General features: G+C 63.9%; 18 protein-coding genes. 11 read left to right on the forward strand and 7 right to left on the reverse strand.

Annotated elements, in window-relative coordinates; genetic code table 11:
* Positions 1-4 precede the first annotated feature (4 nt).
* A complete protein-coding gene (locus BMY52_RS08450) occupies positions 5-988 on the reverse strand; it encodes an alpha/beta fold hydrolase (RefSeq protein WP_090253360.1) in 984 nt (327 codons plus the stop codon).
* 217 nt (positions 989-1,205) lie between these two features.
* Here BMY52_RS08450 and BMY52_RS08455 point away from each other — a divergent pair, with 217 nt between their 5' ends.
* Positions 1,206-2,726, forward strand: coding sequence for a DUF2868 domain-containing protein (locus BMY52_RS08455; protein ID WP_090253362.1), 1,521 nt, complete (start codon positions 1,206-1,208; stop codon positions 2,724-2,726).
* Positions 2,723-4,123 (forward strand): GTPase/DUF3482 domain-containing protein, encoded by a 1,401-nt coding sequence (locus BMY52_RS08460; protein WP_090253365.1) that lies wholly within the window; start codon positions 2,723-2,725, stop codon positions 4,121-4,123. Before BMY52_RS08455 ends, BMY52_RS08460 begins: the two co-directional genes overlap by 4 nt.
* 19 nt (positions 4,124-4,142) lie before the next feature.
* On the opposite strand, the gene BMY52_RS08465 is transcribed toward BMY52_RS08460, so the two are convergent.
* Together BMY52_RS08465 and pabB are read right to left on the reverse strand one after the other, a co-directional pair.
* The gene (locus tag BMY52_RS08465) at positions 4,143-5,798 is read right to left on the reverse strand and encodes a methyl-accepting chemotaxis protein (protein WP_090253368.1); all 1,656 of its coding nucleotides are present in this window, start codon (positions 5,796-5,798) and stop codon (positions 4,143-4,145) included.
* 99 nt (positions 5,799-5,897) lie between these two features.
* Complete coding sequence (pabB, locus tag BMY52_RS08470; RefSeq protein ID WP_090253369.1) at positions 5,898-7,289, reverse strand: aminodeoxychorismate synthase component I; 1,392 nt, start codon at positions 7,287-7,289, stop codon at positions 5,898-5,900.
* 378 nt (positions 7,290-7,667) lie between these two features.
* On the opposite strand from pabB, the gene BMY52_RS08475 reads away from it, so the two are divergent.
* From BMY52_RS08475 to moeA, 7 genes are all read left to right on the forward strand, one after another.
* A complete protein-coding gene (locus BMY52_RS08475) occupies positions 7,668-8,858 on the forward strand; it encodes an efflux RND transporter periplasmic adaptor subunit (RefSeq protein ID WP_090253372.1) in 1,191 nt (396 codons plus the stop codon).
* Positions 8,855-11,959 (forward strand): efflux RND transporter permease subunit, encoded by a 3,105-nt coding sequence (locus BMY52_RS08480; RefSeq protein WP_090253374.1) that lies wholly within the window; start codon positions 8,855-8,857, stop codon positions 11,957-11,959. Before BMY52_RS08475 ends, BMY52_RS08480 begins: the two co-directional genes overlap by 4 nt.
* Positions 11,960-12,216: 257 nt before the next feature.
* Positions 12,217-13,551, forward strand: coding sequence for a TolC family protein (locus BMY52_RS08485; RefSeq protein ID WP_245740730.1), 1,335 nt, complete (start codon positions 12,217-12,219; stop codon positions 13,549-13,551).
* 39 nt (positions 13,552-13,590) lie between these two features.
* The gene (locus tag BMY52_RS08490; RefSeq protein ID WP_177169905.1) at positions 13,591-14,484 is read left to right on the forward strand and encodes an AEC family transporter; all 894 of its coding nucleotides are present in this window, start codon (positions 13,591-13,593) and stop codon (positions 14,482-14,484) included.
* Positions 14,485-14,648: 164 nt separating this feature from the next.
* Positions 14,649-15,311, forward strand: a complete 663-nt coding sequence (gene mobA, locus BMY52_RS08495; protein ID WP_090253377.1) for a molybdenum cofactor guanylyltransferase MobA — start codon at positions 14,649-14,651, stop codon at positions 15,309-15,311.
* Positions 15,308-16,312 carry a GTP 3',8-cyclase MoaA gene (moaA, locus tag BMY52_RS08500; RefSeq protein ID WP_090253379.1) on the forward strand — a complete coding sequence of 335 codons (1,005 nt, stop codon included), beginning with the start codon at positions 15,308-15,310 and terminating at the stop codon, positions 16,310-16,312. The genes mobA and moaA overlap by 4 nt, the downstream gene beginning before the upstream one ends.
* Positions 16,313-16,352: 40 nt before the next feature.
* Positions 16,353-17,627 (forward strand): molybdopterin molybdotransferase MoeA, encoded by a 1,275-nt coding sequence (moeA, locus tag BMY52_RS08505; protein WP_090253382.1) that lies wholly within the window; start codon positions 16,353-16,355, stop codon positions 17,625-17,627.
* An 80-nt stretch (positions 17,628-17,707) separates the two neighbouring features.
* Here the strand turns inward: moeA and BMY52_RS08510 are convergent, their stop codons facing one another.
* The 4 genes from BMY52_RS08510 to nagZ all read right to left on the reverse strand — a co-directional run bounded on the left by BMY52_RS08510 (position 17,708) and on the right by nagZ (position 20,684).
* Positions 17,708-18,460, reverse strand: a complete 753-nt coding sequence (locus tag BMY52_RS08510; protein ID WP_090253384.1) for an S-methyl-5'-thioinosine phosphorylase — start codon at positions 18,458-18,460, stop codon at positions 17,708-17,710.
* A gap of 66 nt (positions 18,461-18,526) precedes the next feature.
* Entirely contained in the window at positions 18,527-19,084 is a 558-nt protein-coding gene (locus tag BMY52_RS08515; RefSeq protein ID WP_090253387.1) for a hypoxanthine-guanine phosphoribosyltransferase, read from the reverse strand.
* 85 nt (positions 19,085-19,169) lie between these two features.
* Positions 19,170-19,538, reverse strand: coding sequence for a DsrE family protein (locus BMY52_RS08520; RefSeq protein ID WP_090253390.1), 369 nt, complete (start codon positions 19,536-19,538; stop codon positions 19,170-19,172).
* Between the two features lie 99 nt (positions 19,539-19,637).
* Positions 19,638-20,684 carry a beta-N-acetylhexosaminidase gene (gene nagZ, locus BMY52_RS08525; RefSeq protein ID WP_090253393.1) on the reverse strand — a complete coding sequence of 349 codons (1,047 nt, stop codon included), beginning with the start codon at positions 20,682-20,684 and terminating at the stop codon, positions 19,638-19,640.
* Between the two features lie 91 nt (positions 20,685-20,775).
* Between nagZ and BMY52_RS08530 the strand changes: the two genes are divergently transcribed.
* Together BMY52_RS08530 and BMY52_RS08535 are read left to right on the forward strand one after the other, a co-directional pair.
* Positions 20,776-21,612 carry a succinylglutamate desuccinylase/aspartoacylase family protein gene (locus BMY52_RS08530; RefSeq protein ID WP_090253396.1) on the forward strand — a complete coding sequence of 279 codons (837 nt, stop codon included), beginning with the start codon at positions 20,776-20,778 and terminating at the stop codon, positions 21,610-21,612.
* A gap of 236 nt (positions 21,613-21,848) precedes the next feature.
* The gene (locus tag BMY52_RS08535; protein WP_090253399.1) at positions 21,849-22,142 is read left to right on the forward strand and encodes an Lpp/OprI family alanine-zipper lipoprotein; all 294 of its coding nucleotides are present in this window, start codon (positions 21,849-21,851) and stop codon (positions 22,140-22,142) included.
* Positions 22,143-22,144: the final 2 nt, after the last annotated feature.

The raw sequence follows: 22,144 nt of genomic DNA on the forward strand, positions 1-22,144 counted from the left end.
AGCCCTACAACCACTCCAGGAGCGCATCCAGAACCGCATCAGGACACTCCTCCTGGGGCACGTGGCCACATTCGGGAATCGTCGCCACGGTGGCATTGGGCAGTCCCGCCGCGGCCCGCCGCGAATCCGCGGGAGAGACCACGCGATCTTCCTCGCTGATGATCACCAGGCTGCGTTGGGTCAGATCCCCCAGATGGGTGCTCACATCCACCGGGCTGGCCATGGCACGCACGAACAACTCACCCCAGGCCAGATCCCAGTTTTCCACCCGGGTGTGAATCGTGGTCAGCGCGCGCCGCTCATCGCTGATGCGCTCCGGATCGTGATAGGACAGGTCCAGCAGTGCCCCCCGAGCACCCATTTGTCTCGCCAGCAACAGGTTCAGACGCTGGATCTGGGGCAGTTGGGTCACCGTCTCCGGGAAGGTGGGCCGATCCACGTACACCCAAGGATTGATCAATACCAGGCCCTTGACCCGCTCCGGGGCCTGCAAGGCAGCCTCCATGGCCAGGGTGGCCCCGGACGAATTGCCCACCAGAATGGCCTGATCAATCCCCTGAGCATCCAGGAAGGTCAGCAGATGCATCAGCGCCGCCTCCTTGGTAAAGGGATTGGGCCCCGACCAATCCTCGCGAGTGGGCTTGGCACTCAGCCCATAGGGTACCTGATCATGGGCCACCACCCGCCCCTGTTCCGCCAGGCCCGGCAGGAGTTCATTCCAGGTATAGGCATTGAAGGTGAAGCCGTGGAGCAGTACAAAGGTGGGCGCATCCACCCCGCCACCACCGTCGGACTCCAGATAGTGCAATGTCAATCCATCTGTCCCCGCAAAGGGGATGGTGACAAACCGACTCTCCTCGGTGGCTACCGCTTCCACCGATTCCAATCCTTTCAGCGGCTGGTTGGAGATCAGAAAGGGCCCCAGCAGCAGGGCCAGAAGCCCCAGCGTCAACAGGCTGCCAAGGATGATCAAGAGCCATCTAAGCATGAGAATCCTTACAAGGTTTGTTTTACAATCGCCCGTTTTTCACGCGCTTGATCGGCATGAAAACACGCCTTCTTAGTCTCGGGCACCATTTACTTTACCGTCTGGCCCGGCCACCGGCCAGTGGGCGAGATGATCGAACCGGCAGGATGCCACTGGGCTCGCCCGGTTGGCCGATCCGGTTGGCGGATTCCGGGCCTCGCCTTATAGTGACCAAGCCATGAAAAACCCAACCCAGACCCAACCTGTTGCGGCGCCCCAGTCCCTTTTCACGCAACGTCTCATTGCCGAGGCAGTGCGCATTCACGAGGATCGTGAAGGCCGGGTCATCGAGGACTCCACGGCCTGGAAGGCGGGTCGCGAGACCGCCGGTGACCTGGAGGCGCGGGTGCTGGCCCGAGCTGCCGCCACCCGCCTGGGGGGGCAGGTGAAGGATGCCCTGCAGGGGGTGCGTCGCCTGGGCACCTGGATGGGGATACTCGCGCTGCTGCTGGCGGGCCTGGTGGGCATGGGCGCCGCCAGCGCCTCCCTGGGCGCACCGCTGATGGACGATGGCTCCCGGGTCAACATCTTCTGGACCCTGGGCAGCCTGCTGGGCGTACAAACACTGATGCTGCTGCTGTGGCTGCTGATCATGCTGTTGCTGCCCCGGGCTGGCGGCGGCCTGCTGGGGCACGGGGTGCTGGGGGTGGGTGGCGGCCTGGCTCGCTGGCTGTCCCGTGCCCAGGCACACGAACTGGCCGTGCGCGCGCTGATCAACCTGCTCGGTCGGGGTGGGCTGGCCCGGTGGTCCGCAGGCTCCGTCACTCACCTGCTCTGGGCCGCTTTCGGGGCCGGGGCGCTGCTCATGTGCATCTGGAGTCTGAGCGTGCGCCAATATGATTTTGCCTGGGGAACCACCCTGCTCAGCGAGACCCATTTCATCACCCTGATCCATACCCTGGGCGCCCTGCCCTCCTGGCTGGGTATCCCGGTACCCGACGAGGCACTGATCCACGCCAGCCGTCTCGGTGTGAGCGAGGGGGCCGACGGTCGCATCGCCTGGTCCGGCTTTCTGCTGGGCAGCCTGCTGTTCTACGGCCTGTTACCCCGTTTGTTGCTGGGTCTGTTGTGTCTGGGTCTGGCGCGCCGTTCAGCGGCTCGTTCCCGTGCGGATCTCACGGCTCCAGGGTACGCGCGCCTGGCCCCGCGCTTGCAGCCCGATCACCATCGCCTCGGCGTGATCGATCCCCCCCCGGCCTCACTCGCCCCGCAACCCGCCAGCCAGGCACGTCGCAATACCCCGGATGCCACCGTCCCCATGGCCCTGATCGGCTTTGAGCTGGAGCACGCCCGGAACCATTGGATCCAGAAAACCCATCACGCCCGCTGCACCCCTCTGGGTCAGGTGGACGACCGCCAGACCCGGCGCGATATCCTGGCAGCACTTGCCGCGCAGAACCCCGCCCCCTCCGTGGTCGTGGTGGTCTGCTCCCTGGCTCGCACCCCCGATCGCAGTGCCGAGGGCTTCTTGGCGGACCTGCGTTCCCGTACCACGGCCCCGGTGTGGCTGTTGCTGGATGAGGCCAGTGTCGCCCGAGGGCGAGAGATCGATCTGGATGCCCGTTATCGCGCCTGGCAGGATCTGTCGGAACGGGCCTGCTTGGACCGTCTGTTGCCCGATGACCCGGCTCGGGCCGATCACCAGGATGCCCAAGTCCTGCTCGATGCCTTCGACCATCCCGAGGATCACGCATCATGAGCTCGCTTTTGCAGGTGGCCGTGGTCGGCCACACCAACACCGGCAAGACCTCCCTGCTGCGCACCTTGTCCCGCGACACGGATTTTGGCGAGGTATGCGACGCGCCGGCCACCACCCGACATGTGGAAGGCACCGAACTGCTGGTGGACGGCGAACCCATCATGGCCCTGTACGATACCCCGGGCCTTGAAGATGCTTCCGGCATCCTCGATTGGCTGGAGGCTGGTCAACAGGACCGTCACGCCGGCGCTGAGGCGCTGGAGCGGTTTCTGCAGTCCCCCGAAGCCAATGGGCGATTTGAGCAGGAGGCCAAGGTCCTGCGGCAGCTGCGCAGCAGCGATGTGGGTCTTTACGTGATCGACGCCCGCGAACCCGTGCTGGGCAAATATCGGGATGAACTGACCGTTCTGGGCCTGTGCGCGAGGCCGCTGATCCCCGTACTGAACTTCGTGGCCTCCCAGGACAACCGCGAGCCCGACTGGCGGGATACCCTGGCAAAACTGGGCCTGCATGCCGTGATCACCTTTGACTCGGTGGTCTATGACCTGCAGGGCGAGTTGCGCCTGCACGAAAAGCTTCGCAGCCTGCTGGACCCGTACCGGGAACCCTTGAGCCGTCTCATGGAGGCCCGGGCTCGAGAGGCCCAGTGGTTGGAGCGCGCCGCGGCGGAGATCGTCGCCGACATGCTGCTGGATATCGCCAGCTGCACCCTGCTGGTCCCCCTCGACCCCAAGGCCATGGAGGCCGGCATGGAAGAATTACAACGCATTGTCCGCCAACGGGAGCAGGATTGCGTGGATGCCCTGCTCAGCCTGTACCGCTTTCGCTCCAGCGACTATGTGGCCACCCAGTTGCCGCTGGAGGATGGTCAATGGGGCCTGGATCTGTTCAATACGGAGGCCATGCGTCATTACGGTCTGCGCACCAGCGAGGGCGCGGCAGTCGGCGGGGCCATCGGATTGGCTGTCGACGTGATGGCTCTGGGCACAACCCTGGGTGCCGGCACGGCGGCGGGTGCCACAGCCGGTGCGCTCATGGGCAATGGCATCGGTCTGGGACGGCGCCTGAGCCAGCGCATGCGTGGGCAACGGGAACTCAGAGTCAATCATGCCACCCTGCGTCTGCTGGCCCTGCGTCAGCGGCAGCTTGCCCGGGCCCTGTCGCGCCGTGGTCATGGCGCCGAAAAGGCCCTGGAGCTCAACACCCCCACCGACAACGCCTGGCGCCGGGGCAAGCTGCCACCCCCCGTGCGCAAGGCGCGGATCCATCCCGGTTGGTCGCGACTGAATGAGCAGGCTGATGATGTCGAGTCCAAGTCACGCGGTCAGGCATTGGCGGCGTTGACGGAGCAGTTGCTGGATGATGCCCCTCCCCTCCCCCCAACCCCTCTCCCCTGAGGGGAGAGGGGCGCTCCATTCAAACCTGATAACCCGATACCCGATTCTGCAGATCGGCGGCCAGCCGAGCCAGTTGTTCGCTGGCGGCGGCAATTTCCTGGGCGCCGTTGGAGGTCTGGTCCACCGAGTGACTGATGGTGCTGATGTTGCGGTTGATCTCCTCGGCCACAGCGGACTGTTCCTCCGCCGCGCTGGCGATCTGGGCATTCATGTCATTGATGCTGACAATGGAGTTGTTGATGGAGTCCAGTGACTCACCGGCCTTGGCGGCCTTGGACACGCTGTCCTTGGCCTTGGTGCGCCCCTGCTCCATCACGCGCACGGCGCCGCTGGCACCGCTTTGCAACCGCTCGATCATCTCCTGGATCTCGGTGGTGGAACTTTGAGTGCGGCTGGCAAGCGTGCGCACTTCGTCGGCCACCACGGCAAAGCCACGGCCCTGCTCGCCCGCACGGGCTGCCTCAATGGCGGCATTCAGGGCCAGCAGATTCGTCTGCTCGGCAATGCCGCGAATCACATCCAGCACCTTGCCAATCTCGTCGCTGTCGGCAGACAGGCGCGTAATCACCTCAGAAGCGTTCTCCACCTCCTGGGCCAGTTCCTCGATGGAGCTGATGGTCTCCTTCACCACCTGACTCCCCGTGGAGGTCTCATGCTGGGTATCCTGAGCCGACTGGGCTGCATGGGAGGCATTGCGAGCCACTTCCTGCACCGTGGCCGTCATCTCGTTCATGGCCGTGGCCACCTGATCGGTCTCCGAGTGCTGCCGCTTCACCTGCTCACGGGTTTCTTCCGAGGTGGTGGACAGTTGTTCCGCTGCCGAGGAGAGCTGCGCGGTGGCCGAGCCCACCTGGCGCACCAGTTCGTGCACCCGGTCAGCAAAGCGATTGAAACCCGTCGCCAGATCCCCCACCTCGTTTCGGCCCTTCACTATGAGTCGCTGCGTTAGATCCCCACCACCATCGGCGATGTCGCGCAGGGTATGGGCTGCTTCACGGATGGGTCCGACGATCATGCGGGCGAAGAACACTGCACCCACAATACCCACCACAACGATCACCACCAGGGCAACCAGCATGCCGCCAACCAGTTCAGTGACGCCGCGAGCCACAATGGCATCGGCCTGTTCCTTGGGGATGCCAAGGCCCATGATGCCGATCACCTGGTTGCGTTCGTTGAACAGGGGTTCATACGAGGTGAGATGTGGCACCCCCACCACCTCGGAAACCCCGGTGTAGCGTTCACCCTGAATTGCCGCCGCATAGGCGGGCGTATCCCGCCCCAGGGGCGTGCCCACCGCACGCCGTCCGTCCGAACGCGTCACACTGGTGATCACCCGGGGGAACTGGTTGCCGTCGCGACCAAAAATGGTGAAGGCAATACCGAGATCCCGACCGATGGCATCCGCCATCTCGTGGCGTCCTTCCAGCGGCTCGCCGTCCGCGTCCACCAGGCGCCCATCGGAAACCGCGACGCTACCGTAATACTGGGCAAGGTACACCCGGGCGGCGCGCAGATCCCCTTCTGTTTTCACCAGCAGGCTATGATCCACCAACTGACGAGAGGTGTTGGACATGCTTTGATAGGAGACCAGCAGGAAAATCAGCCCCACCCCTGTCAGACCCACCACCGCGAACAGGATGAGCCTTGCCTGGATTGTAATATTATTCAGCATTTTGAATTCTCTTGTTGAAGCGCTGGGCCACCCGGAAACGGCGAACAGCAATTATCCAGGTTATCGGCCGCCAGAGGGCATTCCTTGAGCACTCTTCTGTCATTCCCCCGTGCGACGGCGCAGCAGACTCATCATGGCACTGGCCTTGTGCAGGGTCTCCTGGTACTCATCCTCACCTTGGGAGCCCGAGGTGATGCCGCCGCCCGCCCAGAAGCGCACCTGCCCATGGCTGTTCACCAGAGTGCGGATGGCGATGCTGGTGTCCATGTCACCCTCGAAGCCCACATAGCCGATGGCTCCGCAGTACACCCCGCGCCGATGCGGCTCCAGCGTCTCGATGATCTCCATGGCCCGAAGCTTGGGGGCCCCGGTGATGGAGCCACCGGGAAAACACCCTCGCAGCAGATCCAATGCATCCCGTCCCGCCGCCAACTGCCCACTGACTGCGCTCACCAGATGATGCACGGTGGCATAGCTCTCCACGCTGAACAGCTCCGGCACCTTCACGCTGCCAGTGGTGCAGGCCTTGCCCAGATCATTGCGCAACAGGTCCACGATCATCACGTTTTCGGCCCGGTCCTTGGGGCTTGCGGCCAACTGTTCCCGCTGCACCTGATCGGCGGAGCGGGTGGTACCCCGGGGCCGGGTTCCCTTGATGGGCCGGGTGCTCACCTGACCGGCCCGCACCTCCAGAAAACGCTCCGGTGAGTTGCTCAGGATGTTGGCTTCGGGCAACTTGAGAAAGGCCCCAAAGGGTGCCGGGCTGATATGCCTCAGGCGCTGGTAACTGCCCCAGGCATTCCCCTGAGCCGAGGCACTGAAGCGTTGCGCCAGATTCACCTGGTAGCAGTCCCCCTCACGAATGAAGTGCTGCACCCGGGCGAAGCGCGCCTGATAATCCTCCCGGGACATATTGGACTGTATACCGTCACTCAAACGGAAACCCGATCGTACCCGCCCCCGGCCCGCCTTTGACAACATGCGCAGAAGGTCCGGCCAGATCCGGGCTGTGTGGGGATCCAGGCCACGCCCGACCAGCCAGGCGAGTTGTTCCTGATGATCCACGACCACCGCCCAGTCATGAAGACCCACGGCCATCTCCGGCAGGTTCTCACCGTCGTGGGCTATCGATGGCAGACGCTCAAATCGACGCGCCAGGTCGTAGGCAAAATACCCCAGGGCACCCCCCGCAAAGGGCAACCCCTCCACCGGCGGCAACCGTGGCCCAAGGCGCCGCGCGAGCAGTTGCAGCGGGTCGGCAGTGCTTTCCCATAGGCCATCGCGTGCCCCGATTCGCGTCACCCCACCCCGGGTCACCACCGTCACGAAGGGATCGGCAGCCAGGATGTCGAAGCGGCTGCGCCCACCGATCGTGCCACCGCTGTCCAGGAACACGGACCAGGGCCGGTGCGCCAGCACCTGAAACAGCCGGGCGCCATCCCCCGGATAAGGTAGGCGCTCGAGCCGGAAACCGGTGGAACGGGTAGGCATGATGGCGTGAGGATCCTCGGAGATCACGTCGGATGGACGAACAGTGGGTGACAAGCGGATTCTACTATGATGACGGCCACCCAGAGTGCGGTCCCGGATGGCGTCTTTCGGGTGGGACTGAGTATACTGCGCCCGCGCCACATGATCGCCGCCCACCTGGCCCGTGCGTGAAACCCGTGCGGTCCGTTGGTGTCTATCCGCTGGGCGGACCACCGCCCGCACCCTGTCGGTAGATGATCTGTCAACGGATGGCAGCGCCGCGCGTTTATCCCATGCCAGGCCTTTTTTGTCACTGCCAACCGGCGTGATCGCCCTGGCCTGAATCAGCCACCGTTCAAGCCCACACGATACTGCCCTCCCGGCCATGGACAAGACCCGATGAAACGACTCCCGATCCTGATCCCCCCGGTACTGATCCTTCTGGCGGTGCTCGTCTGGTGGGGAACCGGGTCCGATTCCATCACCGGCCCGGGCCCCGGGAACGGTCAGGGGGCCGTGGCAGTGACCGTGGAGAGGGTTTCCCAGGCGGATCTCACCGATCGCTCGGTCTTCACGGGCTCCCTGGTGGCAGCCCACCGTGTGGAGATCGCCACCCGCGTGGCGGGGCGCCTGGACCATCTGCACGTGGACATCGGGGATCAGGTGGCCCAGGGTCAATTGCTGGCCGAACTGGACGATGATGCGTTCCAGCAGGAAGTGGAACAGGCGCGGGCCGAACTCGCGGTTTCCAACGCCAGCCTCCTCGAGGCTCAAGCGGCACTCACCTCCGCCCGGCGGGCCCTGGACAGGACCCGCGAGTTGCGCGCGCAACGCGTGGCCTCCCAGTCCGAACTGGAGTCGGCGGAAACCGATGTGGAGGCTCGCCAGGCGGGCGTCACCCTGGCACGCTCCCAGATCGCCCAGCGCCAGGCGGCCCTGCGTAACGCGCAGATACGCCTGGACTACACGCGCATCCAGGCCGAACTGGACCCTGGTGAGGGCCAGTGGCTGGTGGCCGATCGCATGGTGGATCAAGGCAGCATCCTGCAGGCCAACACCCCCATCCTGGCCCTGGTGAATCTTCAACCCCTGCGTGCCCGGGTATTCGTCACCGAGCGGGATTACGCCCATCTGGAACCCGGTCAACAGGCCCATCTGAGCACCGTGGCGCATCCGGGTGAGCAGTTTGAGGGACGCGTGATCCGCGTGGCCCCGGAATTTCGCGAGGCCTCCCGTCAGGCCCGCGTGGAGATTCAGGTACCCAATCCTGACCAGCGTCTGCGTCCGGGTATGTTCGTGGAGGCCCGTGTCAGCACCCGCTCCGTTGAGGCTGCCACGGTGGTGCCCTTTGATGCGATTCTCGAGCGCGATGGCCAGTCGGGTGTCTTTCGGGTGGAAGAAGGGGACAACGGTCCCATCGCACGATTCGTGGCCGTGACCCCGGGCATCGAGGACGATGGCCAGGTGGAAATCCTGCAGCCCGAGATCGATGGCCGGGTGGTCACCCTGGGCCAGCATCTGCTCAGCGACGGGGTTCCACTGCGAATCGCCGACGATGAACAAGTGCGGGACGCAGGTGCCCGCCGATGAATCCCGCCCGTTTCACCGTCCCCCGACCCATCTTCACCTCCATGGTGACGGCCATTGTCGTCACGCTGGGCCTGATGTCCCTGTTCCGCCTGCCCATCGATCTCCTGCCGGACATCACCTTCCCCACCATTTCGGTGATGACCAGCTATAACAACGCCGGTCCCGAGGAGATGGAGCAGCTCATCACCCGCCCCGTGGAAGAGGCCGTTTCGGCCGTGCCCGGCGTGGAGGAGGTGACCTCCACCTCATCCGAGGGCTCCAGCACGGTGCGCATTGCCTTCGGCTGGGGCACCAATCTGGATGAGGCCACCAACGAGGTGCGCGACCGCCTGGACCGCATCGTCAACAGCCTGCCGGAAGATGCTGACCGGCCCCGTGTACGGCGCTTCGACAGCTCGGATGTGCCCATCATGCTCATCGGTGTGGCAGCCGAACTGGATCCCATCGAGCTGCGCCAGCTCATCGATGATCGCATCCGCCCCCGGCTGGAGCGCGTGCCCGGCGTCGCGGCCGTGGATGTCTGGGGCGGCCTGGAACGCGAGATCCGCGTGGAGGTGGATCCGGATCGCCTGCAATCCCTGAGCCTGGGTCTGGAGGACATCCGCCAGGCCCTGCGCGATGCCAACATCACCGTGCCTGCCGGGGAGATTGTTCGGGGCCGCATGGACCTGCGCCTGCAGACACCGGGGGAGTTCGAGAACCTGGATCAGATCCTGGGCACCGTGGTGGCCACCCGCGATGATGCCCCCATTTACCTCCACCAGGTGGCCCAGGTGCGAGATACCCACCAGCGCATCACCCGCCTGATCCGTATTAACGACGTACCGGGGGTCCGTCTGGCCATCCAGAAACAGGCCGATGCCAACTCGGTTCAGGTGGCCGAGGTGGTGCGGGATGAGATCGACCGGCTCAATCGTGAGTTTCCACAGATCCATGTGGCCGCAGCCATCGACAGCTCCCGCTTCATCGAGCGCTCCATCGCTAACGTGGGTCGCTCCATCCTCTACGGCGGCAGCCTGGCGGTACTGGTGCTGCTGTTCTTCCTGCGGCATTTGCGCTTCACTCTGGTGGCGGCCACGGCCATCCCGGTCTCGGTGATTGCCACCTTCGGCCTGATCCACTTCGGTGGCTTCACGCTCAACCTGATGACCTTGGGTGGACTGGCCCTGGGGGTGGGCCTGATGGTGGACAATGCCATTGTGGTGATTGAGAACATTGCCCGACGCCGCACCGAGGACGGGCTGCCGGCCGCCGCGGCAGCCACTGAAGGCACCTCGGACGTGGCCGCGGCCGTCACTGCCAGCACCCTCACGACGCTGGCCATCTTCCTGCCCATGTTCTTCGCACAGGAAATGGCCGGCGTGCTGTTCAAGCAGCTGGCTTATGTGGTGGCCTTTGCCCTGTTCTGCTCTTTGCTGGTTGCCCTCACCCTGGTGCCCATGCTCATGGGCCGCAAGGGCACTGTCAGCGAACGCCCAGGCAATGGGCTCACGCAGCGGGCCAGTCGCGGTGCCGGCAGTATTGTGCAGGGAATCGAAAGCACCTACCTGCGCCTGCTTGATGCGGCCCTGGGTCATCGCTGGACGGTGATCATCCTGGCCATGGGCCTGTTCATCCTGGCCCTGGCCCTGGTGCCACGTCTGGGTACTGAATTCATGCCGGCCACTGATGAGGGCGAGTTGCGGGTGAACATCGAGATGGAGCCGGGCACACGCCTGGATATCCTGGATCAGGTGGTGCGCCGCATCGAGGAGACCCTGGTGGCACAGGTGCCCGAAGTGAACAATCTGGTGACCAGCGTGGGCGGTTCCAGCTTCCGTTCCACCTCGCCGTCCACGGCCAGCCTGCGCATCTCCCTGGTGTCCCAGTCCGAACGCAACCGGAGCACGGACGAGATCGCCATGGAATTGCGCCGCCACCTGGATGACATCCCCGGCGCCACCATCCGCGTGCGCCCCAGCCGCGGCATGATGATGCGGGGCATGGGCCGGGGTGGGGACGAGGATATCCTGAGCCTGGAAGTCAGAGGTTTTGAACTGGAGACCATCGACCAGGTAGCGGATGAACTGGAGCGCCGTCTGGAAGGCATCGAGGGCATCACGGATGTGCGCCTGGCACGCGAGGATGGCCGCGAGCAGCAACTGGTTCGCATCAACCGCGCCCGCGCTGCTGACCTGGGGGTGAGTGTCTCCCAGGTCGCCCGCACCCTGGAGACCGCCCTGAGTGGCGGCAGTGCTGGACAATACCGGGATCGAGGCACGGAGACCCGTATCTGGGTGCAAATGCAGGATGCGCACCAGATGTCCATCGACGAAGTGCTGAACATCACCGTACCCAGCCGTACCGGCGACCCGGTGAGCCTGCGCCACTTGGTGGAACTGGAGTCGGGGATTGCTCCACTACAGATCGAACGCAAGGAACAACAACGCGTCAACACGGTGAACGCCAACATTGCCGGCCGGGATCTGGGTTCCATTGTCGCCGATGTGCGCACCGAACTGGAGAATCTGCCCCTGCCTCGCAATGTGGACATCACCTTCGGCGGAGACGTGGAAGAACAGCAGCGGGCCTTCAAGGAACTGGGGCTGGCACTACTCATGGCCGTGGCGCTGGTGTACATGGTCATGGCCAGTCTGTATGAATCCCTGCGCGACCCGCTTATCGTGATGTTCTCGGTTCCCCTGGCGCTGATCGGCGTGGTTGCCATGCTGCTGATCACGGGCACGACCCTGAACGCCCAGTCGCTGATCGGCATCATCATGTTGACGGGCATCTCGGTGAACAACGCCATCCTGCTGGTGGACCAGAGTGCTCGCCTGCATCGCAGCGAGGGCATGATCCCTCGATCTGCCGTGCGGGAGGCCGCCCGTCGCCGCCTGCGGCCTATCCTGATGACCTCCCTGACCACCATCCTGGCCCTGATCCCCCTGGCCATCGGCATCGGTGAGGGTGGCGAGACCCAGGCACCCATGGCTCGAGCGGTCATCGGTGGACTGTTCAGCTCCACGCTGATCACGCTGCTATTGATGCCGGTACTGTATACGCTGTTTCATCGAGAAGAAGCGGGCTCACCCGCGCCCAACCCGATCAGGTCGACATGATGTTCCCATGCTCACCCCCACGCCGCGGCCTCAGTGCCCTGGCCATCGCTGGTCTGATGCTATTGCCCACCGCCCAGGTTCCGGCGGATGACCTCCCCACCCCGTCCTGGCTGGAGGAACGTCTGGATGCCTGGGGCCCGGCACCGGAGGCATTACCCGAAGGCGCCCCCGAACTGAGCGCCCCGCAGGCGTGGGCCCCCACCTCCGGGCAGGCCGCACCCGACGCGCTGGCGCTATCGGTGGAGAATGCCGTTTTCATGGCCCTGCAAAACAATCGCTCCCTCACCATGGAGCAACTGCAACCGTTGATCACCGGCACCTTCGAGGCCGTGGAGCGGGCGGTGTTTGATCCGGTGCTGTTCGGCGAGGCCAGCCTCTCCGAGGATGAAAGGGATCGCATCGAGGCCGGCGTGCGCCAAAGCCTGCCCACCGGCACCGACATCGAGCTGTCCCTGCGCAGTGTGCGCAGCGAATCGACGCGCACCGATGAACAATTCACCTCCCGTGCCGGCCTCACCCTCACCCAGGCCCTGCTGCGTGGCGCCCGCATCGACTCCAACCTGGCCAGCCTGCGTCAGGCCCGGGTGGATACCCGAAGCTCACTCTATGAATTTCGGGGCTTCACTGAATCCCTGGTGGCCGATGTGGAAAAAGCCTACTGGGACTATGTGCTGGCAAGTCGCCAGACACAGATCTTCGAGGAATCCCTGGCGGTGGCCCGTCAGCAGCTTGAAGAGACCCGTCAGCGCATCCGTGTCGGCGACCGGCCCGAGAGTGAGGAAATCTCTGCCCGCGCTGAGGAAGCCCTGCGTCGTCAGGGCTTGATCGACGCCCGTTCACAACGGGCCCAGGCCCGCATCCAGTTGCTGCAACTCATCAATCCGCCGGCCGCCCACTGGGGCACCCAGGTCACCCCCCTGGACAAGCCGGACCCACAGGTACCTACCCTGGAACCGGTGTCCGCCCATATGGAACTGGCCCGGGAACTGCGTCCGGCGCTGAATGAGGCCCGGTTGCGGGTACAACGGGGAGAGCTGGAGGTGATTCGTACCCGTCAGGGCCTGCTGCCGCGGCTGGACTTGTTCGTCACGCTGGGGCAAAGCGGCTATGCCTCCGCCTTCGGCGACGCCTGGCGGGAGGTGGATGGCCCCGGCTATGACTACAGTGTGGATCTGCAACTGGAATATCCCATCGGCAACCGCGCCGCCCGCGCCGACGTTCAGCGCGCCGGTCTAAGCCGTCAGCAGGCGCTGGAGGCCCTGGGCAACCTGCAGCAACTCACCGCCCTGGACGTACAGAACGCCTGGTTTGACGCCAATCGCACCCGTGAACAGATCCAGGCCACGCAACTTACCCGGGAACTTCAGGAGGAGGTTCTCCGGGGAGAGCAGGCCCGTTTCCGCGTGGGCACCGGCACCGCCCTGGCCCTGTCCCAGGCCCAGCGGGATCTGCTGGAGAGCCAGCTGGAGGAAGCCGAGGCCATCATCCGTCACCGTCAGGCCCTCACCGAACTCTATCGCCAGAGTGGTACGCTGCTGCTGCGCCGTGGGATCGAGGCCCCGGGGGACGAGGCGGTGGAGTTAAGCTTCTGAGACCTTTGACTTGCGGTATGCCATCCACACCTTTGCGCCATGACGACACTGCAGATCCTCATTCCCACCTTTGCCCTGATCGTTGCGGGGTTTCTGCTCAGGCGGCACGCCGGTTTCAACCCCGGTTTCTGGTCCGACCTGGAATGGCTGATCTACTACATCCTCTTCCCGGCGCTGCTGTTTGGCTCCCTGGCCCGGCACCCGCTGGAGATCCAGAGCGCTGCCGGCATGATCTACACCGGGTTCATTTTCATGCTGGCCGGCATGGCACTGGGCTATCTGGGACAGCGCTGGATGCGCCTTGGCCAGCGGGAATTTGCCTCGGCATTCCAGTGCGCCTTTCGCTTCAATTCCTATATCGGCTTTGCCATTCTCGGCGGCCTTTACGGCGCTGAGGGGGTGGCGGTATTCGCCATCCTGACCGGCTTCATGGTGCCCCTGGCCAATGTGGGCGCCGTGTGGGCCCTGGCGCGGCACGGCAATCACGGCCTGCTGCGGGAACTGGCCCGCAATCCTCTGGTGCTTTCCACGTTTGCAGGGCTGGCCTGGTCCCTCAGCGGCTGGCCCCTTCCCACGATGATCGACACCACCCTGGGCTTTCTGGGCGAGGCCGCCCTGCCCCTGGGGCTCATTGCCGTGGGGGCTGGCCTACAACTGGCCGGCGTGGGCCGCCATGCCCCGGCCATCGCGTACCTGACCCTGGTCAAGCTGATCGCCGTGCCTGCCATCTCCGTGGGCGCCGCCATGTTATTCGGCATCAGCGGTGTCTATCTGGCCGCTGCCCTGGTGCTGGCCGCCCTGCCCACCGCCTCCTCGGCCTATATCCTGGCCGTGCGCATGGGCGGCGATGGTCAGATCGTGGCCGCCCTGATCGCCACCCACACCCTGGCAGCGGCCATCACCCTGCCCTTGTGGCTCTTCTTGATTCAATAAAAGACGCCCTCACCCCAACCCCTCTCCCGCCAGCGGGAGAGGGGCTCAAAAAAAGGCACCCGTATCCTCCTGTCCAAGAGGGACTCAACAGCAGATACTCTCTCTCCAATCAAACTTGAGGTTACTCAAATCAAGTCGGTCGGGTTACACTCCGATATAACCTTATGACTCCAATCGCCCCCACAGCCCCCGACCCAACCTCCGTTACCGGCGTCGTCCTGGCCGGTGGCCGGGGTGTGCGCATGGGGGGGCGGGACAAGGGGCTCGTCGATCTCGCCGGACAACCCATGGTGCGCTGGGTCATGGAGAGGCTCTCGCGTCAGGTGGACACGCTCATCATCAGCGCCAATCGCCATGCAGATGCCTACGCAAGCTTCGGTGCCCCCGTCGTGTCCGACACACAACCCGACTTTGCCGGCCCCCTGGCGGGAATCGCCGCGGCGCTGAGCGCCAGTACCACGCCCTGGGTACTCACCGTCCCCTGCGATTGCCCGCAACTCCCGGGCGACCTGCTGCAGCGACTCGCCCAGGCCCGCCAGACTCAGGGAGGACGGCTGGCCATCGCCCAGGTCGAACAGCGCCCGCAGCCCGTCTTTGCCCTGGTGCACCAGTCGCTACTGCCGGACCTTGAGGCCTTTCTCAATGCGGGTGAACGCAAGGCGTGGATCTGGTGCCAGCGCCACAGGCCCTCGCTGGCAGACTTTTCTGACTGCCCGGAGGCCTTCGCCAACATCAACACCCCCCGGGAGCATCGTTTCCTGGCTGCCACGCTCCAAGCCAGCCCCTCGCCCGAAATGCCCAGCCCACTGGAGGACCGCGCCTCATGAGTCCGACACCCTCGCCGCCCCTCGTTGATCGGTTCGGACGCCGCGTGAGCTATCTGCGGATCTCCATCACGGATCGCTGCGATTTTCGCTGCGTCTACTGCATGAGCGAAGACATGCAGTTCCTGCCCCGCAGCCAGGTGCTCACCCTGGAGGAGATCCAGCAGATCGCCCGGGCCTTCGTGGCGCTGGGGGTGGACAAGATCCGCATCACCGGTGGCGAACCCCTGGTACGGCGGGGTGTCACCGGGCTGTTCCGGGGGCTGGGCACCCTCCCCGGCCTTGAAGAACTCACCCTCACCACCAACGGCTCGCAGCTCGCCCGACACGCCCCGGCCCTGCGGGCCGCGGGGGTTCGACGCATCAACATCAGCCTGGACAGCCTGCGACCGGAACGGTTTCGGCACATCACCCGGCAGGGGGAATTGCAAAGGGTGCTGGATGGTATCGATGCAGCCCTGGCTGCCGGTATGGAGCGGGTGAAGATCAACAGCGTCATCCTCAAGGGCCGTAACGCGGATGAGATCATTGATCTGGTGGAGTTCTGCCGCGCCCGGGACATGGACATCAGCTTTATCGAGGAGATGCCCTTGGGAGTGAACGCAGATCACGACCGGGCCGAGGTATTCTATTCCAGCGATCAGGTCAGGGCCGATATCCAGGCCCGCTACCGCCTGATCCCCACCACCGAATCTACCGGTGGCCCATCCCGCTATTTTCGCCTGGACGACGGCCCTACACGGATCGGGTTCATCTCTCCCCATAGTCACAATTTCTGCGTGGACTGCAACCGGGTGCGTCTGACCGCCGAGGGCCGCCTGTTACTTTGCCTGGGCCAGGAGCACTCGGTGGACCTGCGCCAGGTGGTTCGGGAATACCCAGGGGATTCACGGGCACTTACCCGGGCCATTGTGGAGGCCATGCAGATCAAGCCACAAGGGCATACCTTCGACCTCAGCGCAAAGCCGGTGATCCTGCGGCACATGAGCGTGACCGGTGGATGATCGGTCACTGCCTTAAACCCACAACAACCGCGACCCAATCATGACCCAGACCAACGCGCCTGTTTCCACCCACTGCCACGATGATCACGATCCGGATTCCATGACGCTGGCGCAGGCCCGGCAACGGATGCTCGAGTCCGTCGCCCCGGTCACCGGTCACGAACGCCTCGCCATGCGGGAGGCGCTGCATCGAGTGCTCGCGGAACCGGTTCAAGCCCCGATTGCCGTACCCGGTCACGACAACGCTGCCATGGATGGCTATGCCGTTCGCGGCCCCGATCTCCCCGGGGAGGGCTCAGTAAGGCTGGAAGTGGTGGGCACTGCCTGGGCCGGCAACCCCTTCAGCGGTCCAGTGGGGCCGGGGGAATGCGTACGCATCATGACCGGGGCCGTGGTGCCAAAGGACTGTGACACCGTGGTCATGCAGGAGAAGGTCCGCCGCGAAAGCGATCAAATCATCCTCTCCGCTGGCCCCCGCACTGGCGAGAATGTGCGCCATGCCGGCGAAGATGTGCAGCAGGGGCAGACGGTGCTTGAGGCGGGGGCCGCCATCACGCCTGCACGCCTGGGCCTGCTGGCCTCTTTGGGACCGGTGGAGGTCACGGTTCGCCGGCGCCCGAGGGTGACCTTTTTCTCTACGGGGGATGAACTCACCCCCCTGGGCCAACCCCTGCCGCCCGGGGGTATTTATGACAGCAATCGCCATACCCTTTTCGGCATGCTCACTGAACTGGGCGTGGAGGTACTGGATATGGGGGTCATCCCTGACACCCGCGAGACCCTGCAGGCCGCCTTCGTCGACGCGGCAGCCTGTGCCGATATGGTGATCAGCACCGGTGGCGTCTCGGTGGGAGAAGCGGATTACATTCGCGACATTCTTGATCAGGTCGGGCGGGTTGATTTCTGGAAGGTGGCCATCAAGCCTGGGCGTCCGCTGGCCTTTGGTCGGGTGGGTGACGCCGTGTTCGTAGGCCTGCCGGGTAACCCGGTCTCGGCGGTGGTCACTTTCTATCAGCTGGTGCAGCCCACGCTGCAACGGATGATGGGGGTTCCTGAGCCGGCGCTGCCCCCCCTGTTTCCGGTCGTCTGCCAGGATACGCTGAAGAAACGCCCGGGGCGAATGGAGTTCCAACGTGGTGTGCTGGAGCAGGATGAGGAGGGTCGATTGCAGGTACGGGCAACGCTTTCTCAGAGTTCCGGCGTGCTGAGTTCCATGAGCGAGGCCAATTGCTTCATTGTGCTGGACATGGAGCAAGAGCGGGTGGAGCCGGGGGAAACGGTACAGGTGCAACCGTTCTGGGGTGTGATGCCCTGAGGCAGGTGCCTTCGTTCCCCCTCTCCCCAGGGGGGGAGAGGGGCCCCAAATCACCCGGGCTGATCATAGGCACACCACGCCTACATGGTCGGAATCACCACCTCCAGCAGACGCCGCACGTTCACCATCCCCTCGCTGACATTCTTCTCCACATCCTCCATCGAAATCTCCCCGACACCCTCACCACGACCGGCGGCCCAATTGGCCACCACGGCGCAGGTGGCATAGCCCAACCCCAGTTCACGGGCCAGGCCGGCCTCGGGCATGCCGGTCATGCCCACCAGATCACAGCCGTCCCGCTCCAGGCGGTCCACCTCGGCACGGGTTTCCAGGCGCGGGCCCTGAGTGGCAGCGTAAGTCCCCCCGTCATGGGCATCCAGGCCAATGGATTGGGCACCAGCGAGCAGGCATTGGCGCAACTCCGCGCAATAGGGCTCGGTGAAGTCCACGTGGGTCACATGGCTCAGGTCTTCCTCGAACAGGGTGTGCCCACGCGACCAGGTGTAGTCGATGATCTGGTCGGGGAAAACGATTCGGGGTGGATACATCTCGGGCGTGATGCCACCCACAGCAGCCACCGCCACCACACGGCTGATCCCGGCATTCTTCAGTGCCCAAAGGTTGGCCCGATAGTTGATGCGGTGCGGCGGGATGGTATGTCCATAACCGTGGCGCGCCAGGAACATCACCTCCCTGCCGGCCAGCACCCCGTGGGTGATGGGGCCGGAAGGCTCTCCATAAGGGGTGTGCATCACCTCGCGTCGGGTGATCTCCAGGCCGTTGAGTGAGGTTAATCCGGTGCCACCGATAATGGCAATGGTACTGTCGGTCATGTCACGCTCTTCATGGTAAAGAAAGGCCACCCAGGGGTGGCAAGGATACAGCGGAGGCAGGCGCGCTCAGCAGCCCTTGACGGCATAAACACCGTTGGCGTTACGCAGGAATTCCTTGTAGTCCATGCCGTAGCCAAAGACATAGCGGTCCTCCACCTCCACACCCACGTAGTCGGCCTCCAGGCCGGGCACGCGCCGATCGTGGCGCTTGAGGACCAGGGCAGCACTGTGGACGGCGCGGGCGCCCTGTTGGCGGCAATAGTCCAGAATGCCGGCCAGAGTGTGGCCCTCATCGAGGATATCGTCCAGGACCAGCACGACGCGGTCCTTGAGATCAATCTGGGGTTCCATGATCCAGTGCAGGGTGTTCCCCCCCTTGAGTTCACCCCGATAGCGGGTCGCATGCACATAATCCACCTGCAGCGGAAAATGCAGACGCGTGAGCAGGTGGCCGGTGAAGACCACGCCACCGGTCATCACGCACAGCAACAGGGGATTCTGCTCCGCCAGATCCCGGGTGATCGTCTCGGCCATACGATCAATTGCTGCCTCCACCTGCTGTTTCGAGATCAGACAATCGGCTTCGGCGTAAACCTGCGCCGCGTGCTCCGGAGTAACGGACATGACAACCCTTTATTTTCGTTAAAAAAAGCCTTGATTCGGGGTATTTGCCCCTCTCCCAGCAGGGAGAGGGGCCTCGGAAGAGGGCTCAGTAGGTGAATGTCACCGTATCACCATCCATGGCTTCCCCGATCACGTAGGCACCGCCCACGGTCTCTTCCACCTCGGGGATCATATCATCCCCCCAAAGATCCAGCGTGGGCGTGCACACCTTGAATTTGACGCCCGCTTCGTGGGCATCCTTGATGAAATCGTAAACAGACTTCGGACTGCCCTCCTGCACGAACAGGTTTTCGGCCACTCCCTTCTTGGCCAGTTCGCCGGCACGACCGGTCATGACGACTTCCACGTCATATTCCATGGCCGCGGCCACGGTGGCCTGGAAAAACGGCGCACCCAGTTCGGAAGGGTTCTTGGGATCGGTGTTGACCATGATAATCATTAATTTGTCGGCCATTTTCTCACTCCTTTGGTGGTTCAGCCGGCATTATAGGCAGGCTATTCCACTCCCGCCAATGCATAAGGCCGGCTTATTCCAGGATCAGACAAACCCTTGTCACACCGGCAATTCCATGTTCGAGGCGTTATCCATTGACGCCGCCAGCGTCACGGCAGTTTCCCAGTCGGGGTCGCTGCGCAGTGTCTGCCAGTCAGGTGCCCGCCGGCCGTGCATTCTTGCCAGTCTGGCCATGGCCACGGGCGCGTCGTGCCCCGCCAGGGCATCCAGTGCCTGGGCAGCGCCCTCGGGGTGGTTACATACCAGCATCATGTCGCAGCCAGCGGCCTGGGCCCTGAGTGCGCGTTCAGCGTAATCCCCGAATGTCTCGGTGGCTGCCATGCTCAGATCATCGCTGAAGATGGCTCCCTGGAAACGCAACTGTCCGCGCAATACATCCTGCAACCAGTAACGGGAAAAACCTGCCGGAAGTCCATCGACCCGGGAGTACACCACATGGGCGGGCATGAGCCCGGCAATCCCCTGCTCGATCAGGCGTTCAAAGGGGAGCATGTCGTCATTCAGGATGTCTCGCTGCCGTCGCTCGTCCACCGGCAGTTCCAGGTGGGAATCAGCGCGTACCCCACCGTGGCCCGGGAAGTGCTTGCCCACCGCCTCCATGCCTGCCGAACGCATGCCCTTCACCCAGTGGTGCGCCAGATCCGCCACCGCATGGGGCGAGCGATGAAAGGCTCGATCACCGATCACGCCACTGCACCCATGAGCCAGATCCAGCACCGGCGCAAAGCTGAAATCCACGCCCACGGCGCGCAACTCCGCCGCCATCAACCAACCCAGCAGGCGGGCCCGACGGCGTGCCTCGGCGGGATCCCGATCATAGACATGACCCAGGCGAGCCATGGGGGGCAGCTTCGTGAATCCTTCACGAAAACGCTGCACCCGACCTCCTTCGTGGTCTACGGCCACCAGCAGATGGGGTTCGCGCAGGGCGTGGATCTGCCTCACCAGTTCAGTCAGTTGCTCCATCGACTGAAAGTTACGGGTAAACAGGATCACCCCGCCTGCCATGGGATGGCACAACAGGCGTTCCTCGGCGGTGGTCGGGGTCGTCCCCTCCAGATCCAGCATGATAGGCCCCAGGGGCATGGCAGCTTACTCTTGCACTCGGGATCGAGACCCGCGATTGTAACGGATCGTGCCCCAAGGGCCACATGCAACCCAGAAGGATCGGATGCCGATGGCAGATCAAAGCACCCCACTCGCCAACCCGGTTCACGACCTGGGGCCCGCCGAGCGACGGCCGCGGGTCGCCCTGGTCAACCCCGGGGGAGAGACCAATATCAACGGCCAATTCGTCCTGGGCCGACTCAGCGCCTTTCTCAAGAGCCTGGAATCAGGTGAAGCCGCACGGGGCCGCCTGCAAGAAAGGATCCTCATTGCTCCCTGCCCCGAACCCGACCAGGCGGAGATTGTCGCCCAACAGACCCGACAGGCCTTTTATCGGGTGGAGGTCAGTCATGGAGCGGACGGTATGGATGCCCTGCCCCAGGTGTCGCTTATCGACCCCAGCGATGACGAACGTGCCTCTGCCTGCCTGTTTGGTCTGGCGGCCGTGATCGAACACCCGGGACACATGAACGGCGGCCTGCCCTGGCTGCCGGCCTGGCGCGAAGCGGGCGGTGAAAATCTCTACCTCCAGGCCGGTCGCGCCGGTGAGTTACAGCCCGCCCTGTGCGAGCGCCTGTTCCGCGCCCTGGTGACCTTTCTCACCCATACTGAGATCATTCGGGAAATCAGCCTCGCGGAAGAAGAGGACGACCTGCACTACTTTGGCGAAAAGCAGCTCTTCGAGCTGACCAGCGACGCTCGCGGCCTGTTCGTCTTCCGTCAGGATCCGGGGCATTGGCTGCATGGAGGAGATCTCATCGGCTATCTCTATGACCGGGACAACGGCGCCCTCATCAAGGAACTCAAGACACCGGTGAGTGGCCTGCTGACTTCCATTCGCCGCAATCCACTGGTGGAGGCCGGCTCACCGGTGGCCACGGTCAGCCGCCTGGAGCGTGATGGCTGACCCGCCCCTGACCATGACGCTGCACAGCAATGATGCACTGCAGAATCCTTATTTTGTGAACGGCTCGCAGGACTGGCGATCCCATGGTATGGATACTCCACCTGACCTGATACACTCGAATCGCCTGGATTTTTTTCAGAATTCAGCTTGGTGGAATCATGGCCACCGCGCCTCGGGGCATCCCGGACCGGAGCCATGCACGCCCCGAAAAATAACCCTTTGTAATGGAGGTTACGATGCGTAAAGGTATGATCCGATTTGCCGTAGTTCCCGCTGCCGCTCTGGCCCTGGTGCTGGGCACCGGCTGTGCTACCACCGATAACATGGAACAACAACGCCAGATGATCGACAGCGCCAGTGTGACGGCTGACAATGCTCTGCGTACTGCCGAGCAGGCACAGTCCACTGCTCAAGGTGCAAACCGCACTGCCAACGAAGCCAACCAAAAGGCCGATCGCGCCCTGGAAGAGAATGCTCGCCTGCGCGAGATGATGCAGCGCATGGAGCGCACCATGGGGCGCGGTAAGTAAGC

Origin of the sequence: Ectothiorhodospira marina (assembly GCF_900109495.1) — a bacterium.
Classification (GTDB): Bacteria; Pseudomonadota; Gammaproteobacteria; order Ectothiorhodospirales; family Ectothiorhodospiraceae; genus Ectothiorhodospira; species Ectothiorhodospira marina.

Excerpts from the sequence above, each read along its gene's own strand:
- BMY52_RS08515 (WP_090253387.1), bottom strand. The coding sequence starts at position 19,084 with ATGTCCGTTACTCCGGAGCACGCGGCGCAGGTTTACGCCGAAGCCGAT.
- BMY52_RS08530 (WP_090253396.1), top strand. The coding sequence starts at position 20,776 with ATGGCAGATCAAAGCACCCCACTCGCCAACCCGGTTCACGACCTGGGG.
- mobA (WP_090253377.1), top strand. The coding sequence starts at position 14,649 with ATGACTCCAATCGCCCCCACAGCCCCCGACCCAACCTCCGTTACCGGC.
- BMY52_RS08455 (WP_090253362.1), top strand. The coding sequence starts at position 1,206 with ATGAAAAACCCAACCCAGACCCAACCTGTTGCGGCGCCCCAGTCCCTT.
- BMY52_RS08460 (WP_090253365.1), top strand. The coding sequence starts at position 2,723 with ATGAGCTCGCTTTTGCAGGTGGCCGTGGTCGGCCACACCAACACCGGC.
- BMY52_RS08450 (WP_090253360.1), bottom strand. The coding sequence starts at position 988 with ATGCTTAGATGGCTCTTGATCATCCTTGGCAGCCTGTTGACGCTGGGG.
- BMY52_RS08520 (WP_090253390.1), bottom strand. The coding sequence starts at position 19,538 with ATGGCCGACAAATTAATGATTATCATGGTCAACACCGATCCCAAGAAC.
- moeA (WP_090253382.1), top strand. The coding sequence starts at position 16,353 with ATGACCCAGACCAACGCGCCTGTTTCCACCCACTGCCACGATGATCAC.
- pabB (WP_090253369.1), bottom strand. The coding sequence starts at position 7,289 with ATGCCTACCCGTTCCACCGGTTTCCGGCTCGAGCGCCTACCTTATCCG.
- BMY52_RS08480 (WP_090253374.1), top strand. The coding sequence starts at position 8,855 with ATGAATCCCGCCCGTTTCACCGTCCCCCGACCCATCTTCACCTCCATG.
- BMY52_RS08475 (WP_090253372.1), top strand. The coding sequence starts at position 7,668 with ATGAAACGACTCCCGATCCTGATCCCCCCGGTACTGATCCTTCTGGCG.
- nagZ (WP_090253393.1), bottom strand. The coding sequence starts at position 20,684 with ATGCCCCTGGGGCCTATCATGCTGGATCTGGAGGGGACGACCCCGACC.
- moaA (WP_090253379.1), top strand. The coding sequence starts at position 15,308 with ATGAGTCCGACACCCTCGCCGCCCCTCGTTGATCGGTTCGGACGCCGC.
- BMY52_RS08465 (WP_090253368.1), bottom strand. The coding sequence starts at position 5,798 with ATGCTGAATAATATTACAATCCAGGCAAGGCTCATCCTGTTCGCGGTG.
- BMY52_RS08485 (WP_245740730.1), top strand. The coding sequence starts at position 12,217 with ATGGCCCTGCAAAACAATCGCTCCCTCACCATGGAGCAACTGCAACCG.
- BMY52_RS08510 (WP_090253384.1), bottom strand. The coding sequence starts at position 18,460 with ATGACCGACAGTACCATTGCCATTATCGGTGGCACCGGATTAACCTCA.
- BMY52_RS08490 (WP_177169905.1), top strand. The coding sequence starts at position 13,591 with ATGACGACACTGCAGATCCTCATTCCCACCTTTGCCCTGATCGTTGCG.
- BMY52_RS08535 (WP_090253399.1), top strand. The coding sequence starts at position 21,849 with ATGCGTAAAGGTATGATCCGATTTGCCGTAGTTCCCGCTGCCGCTCTG.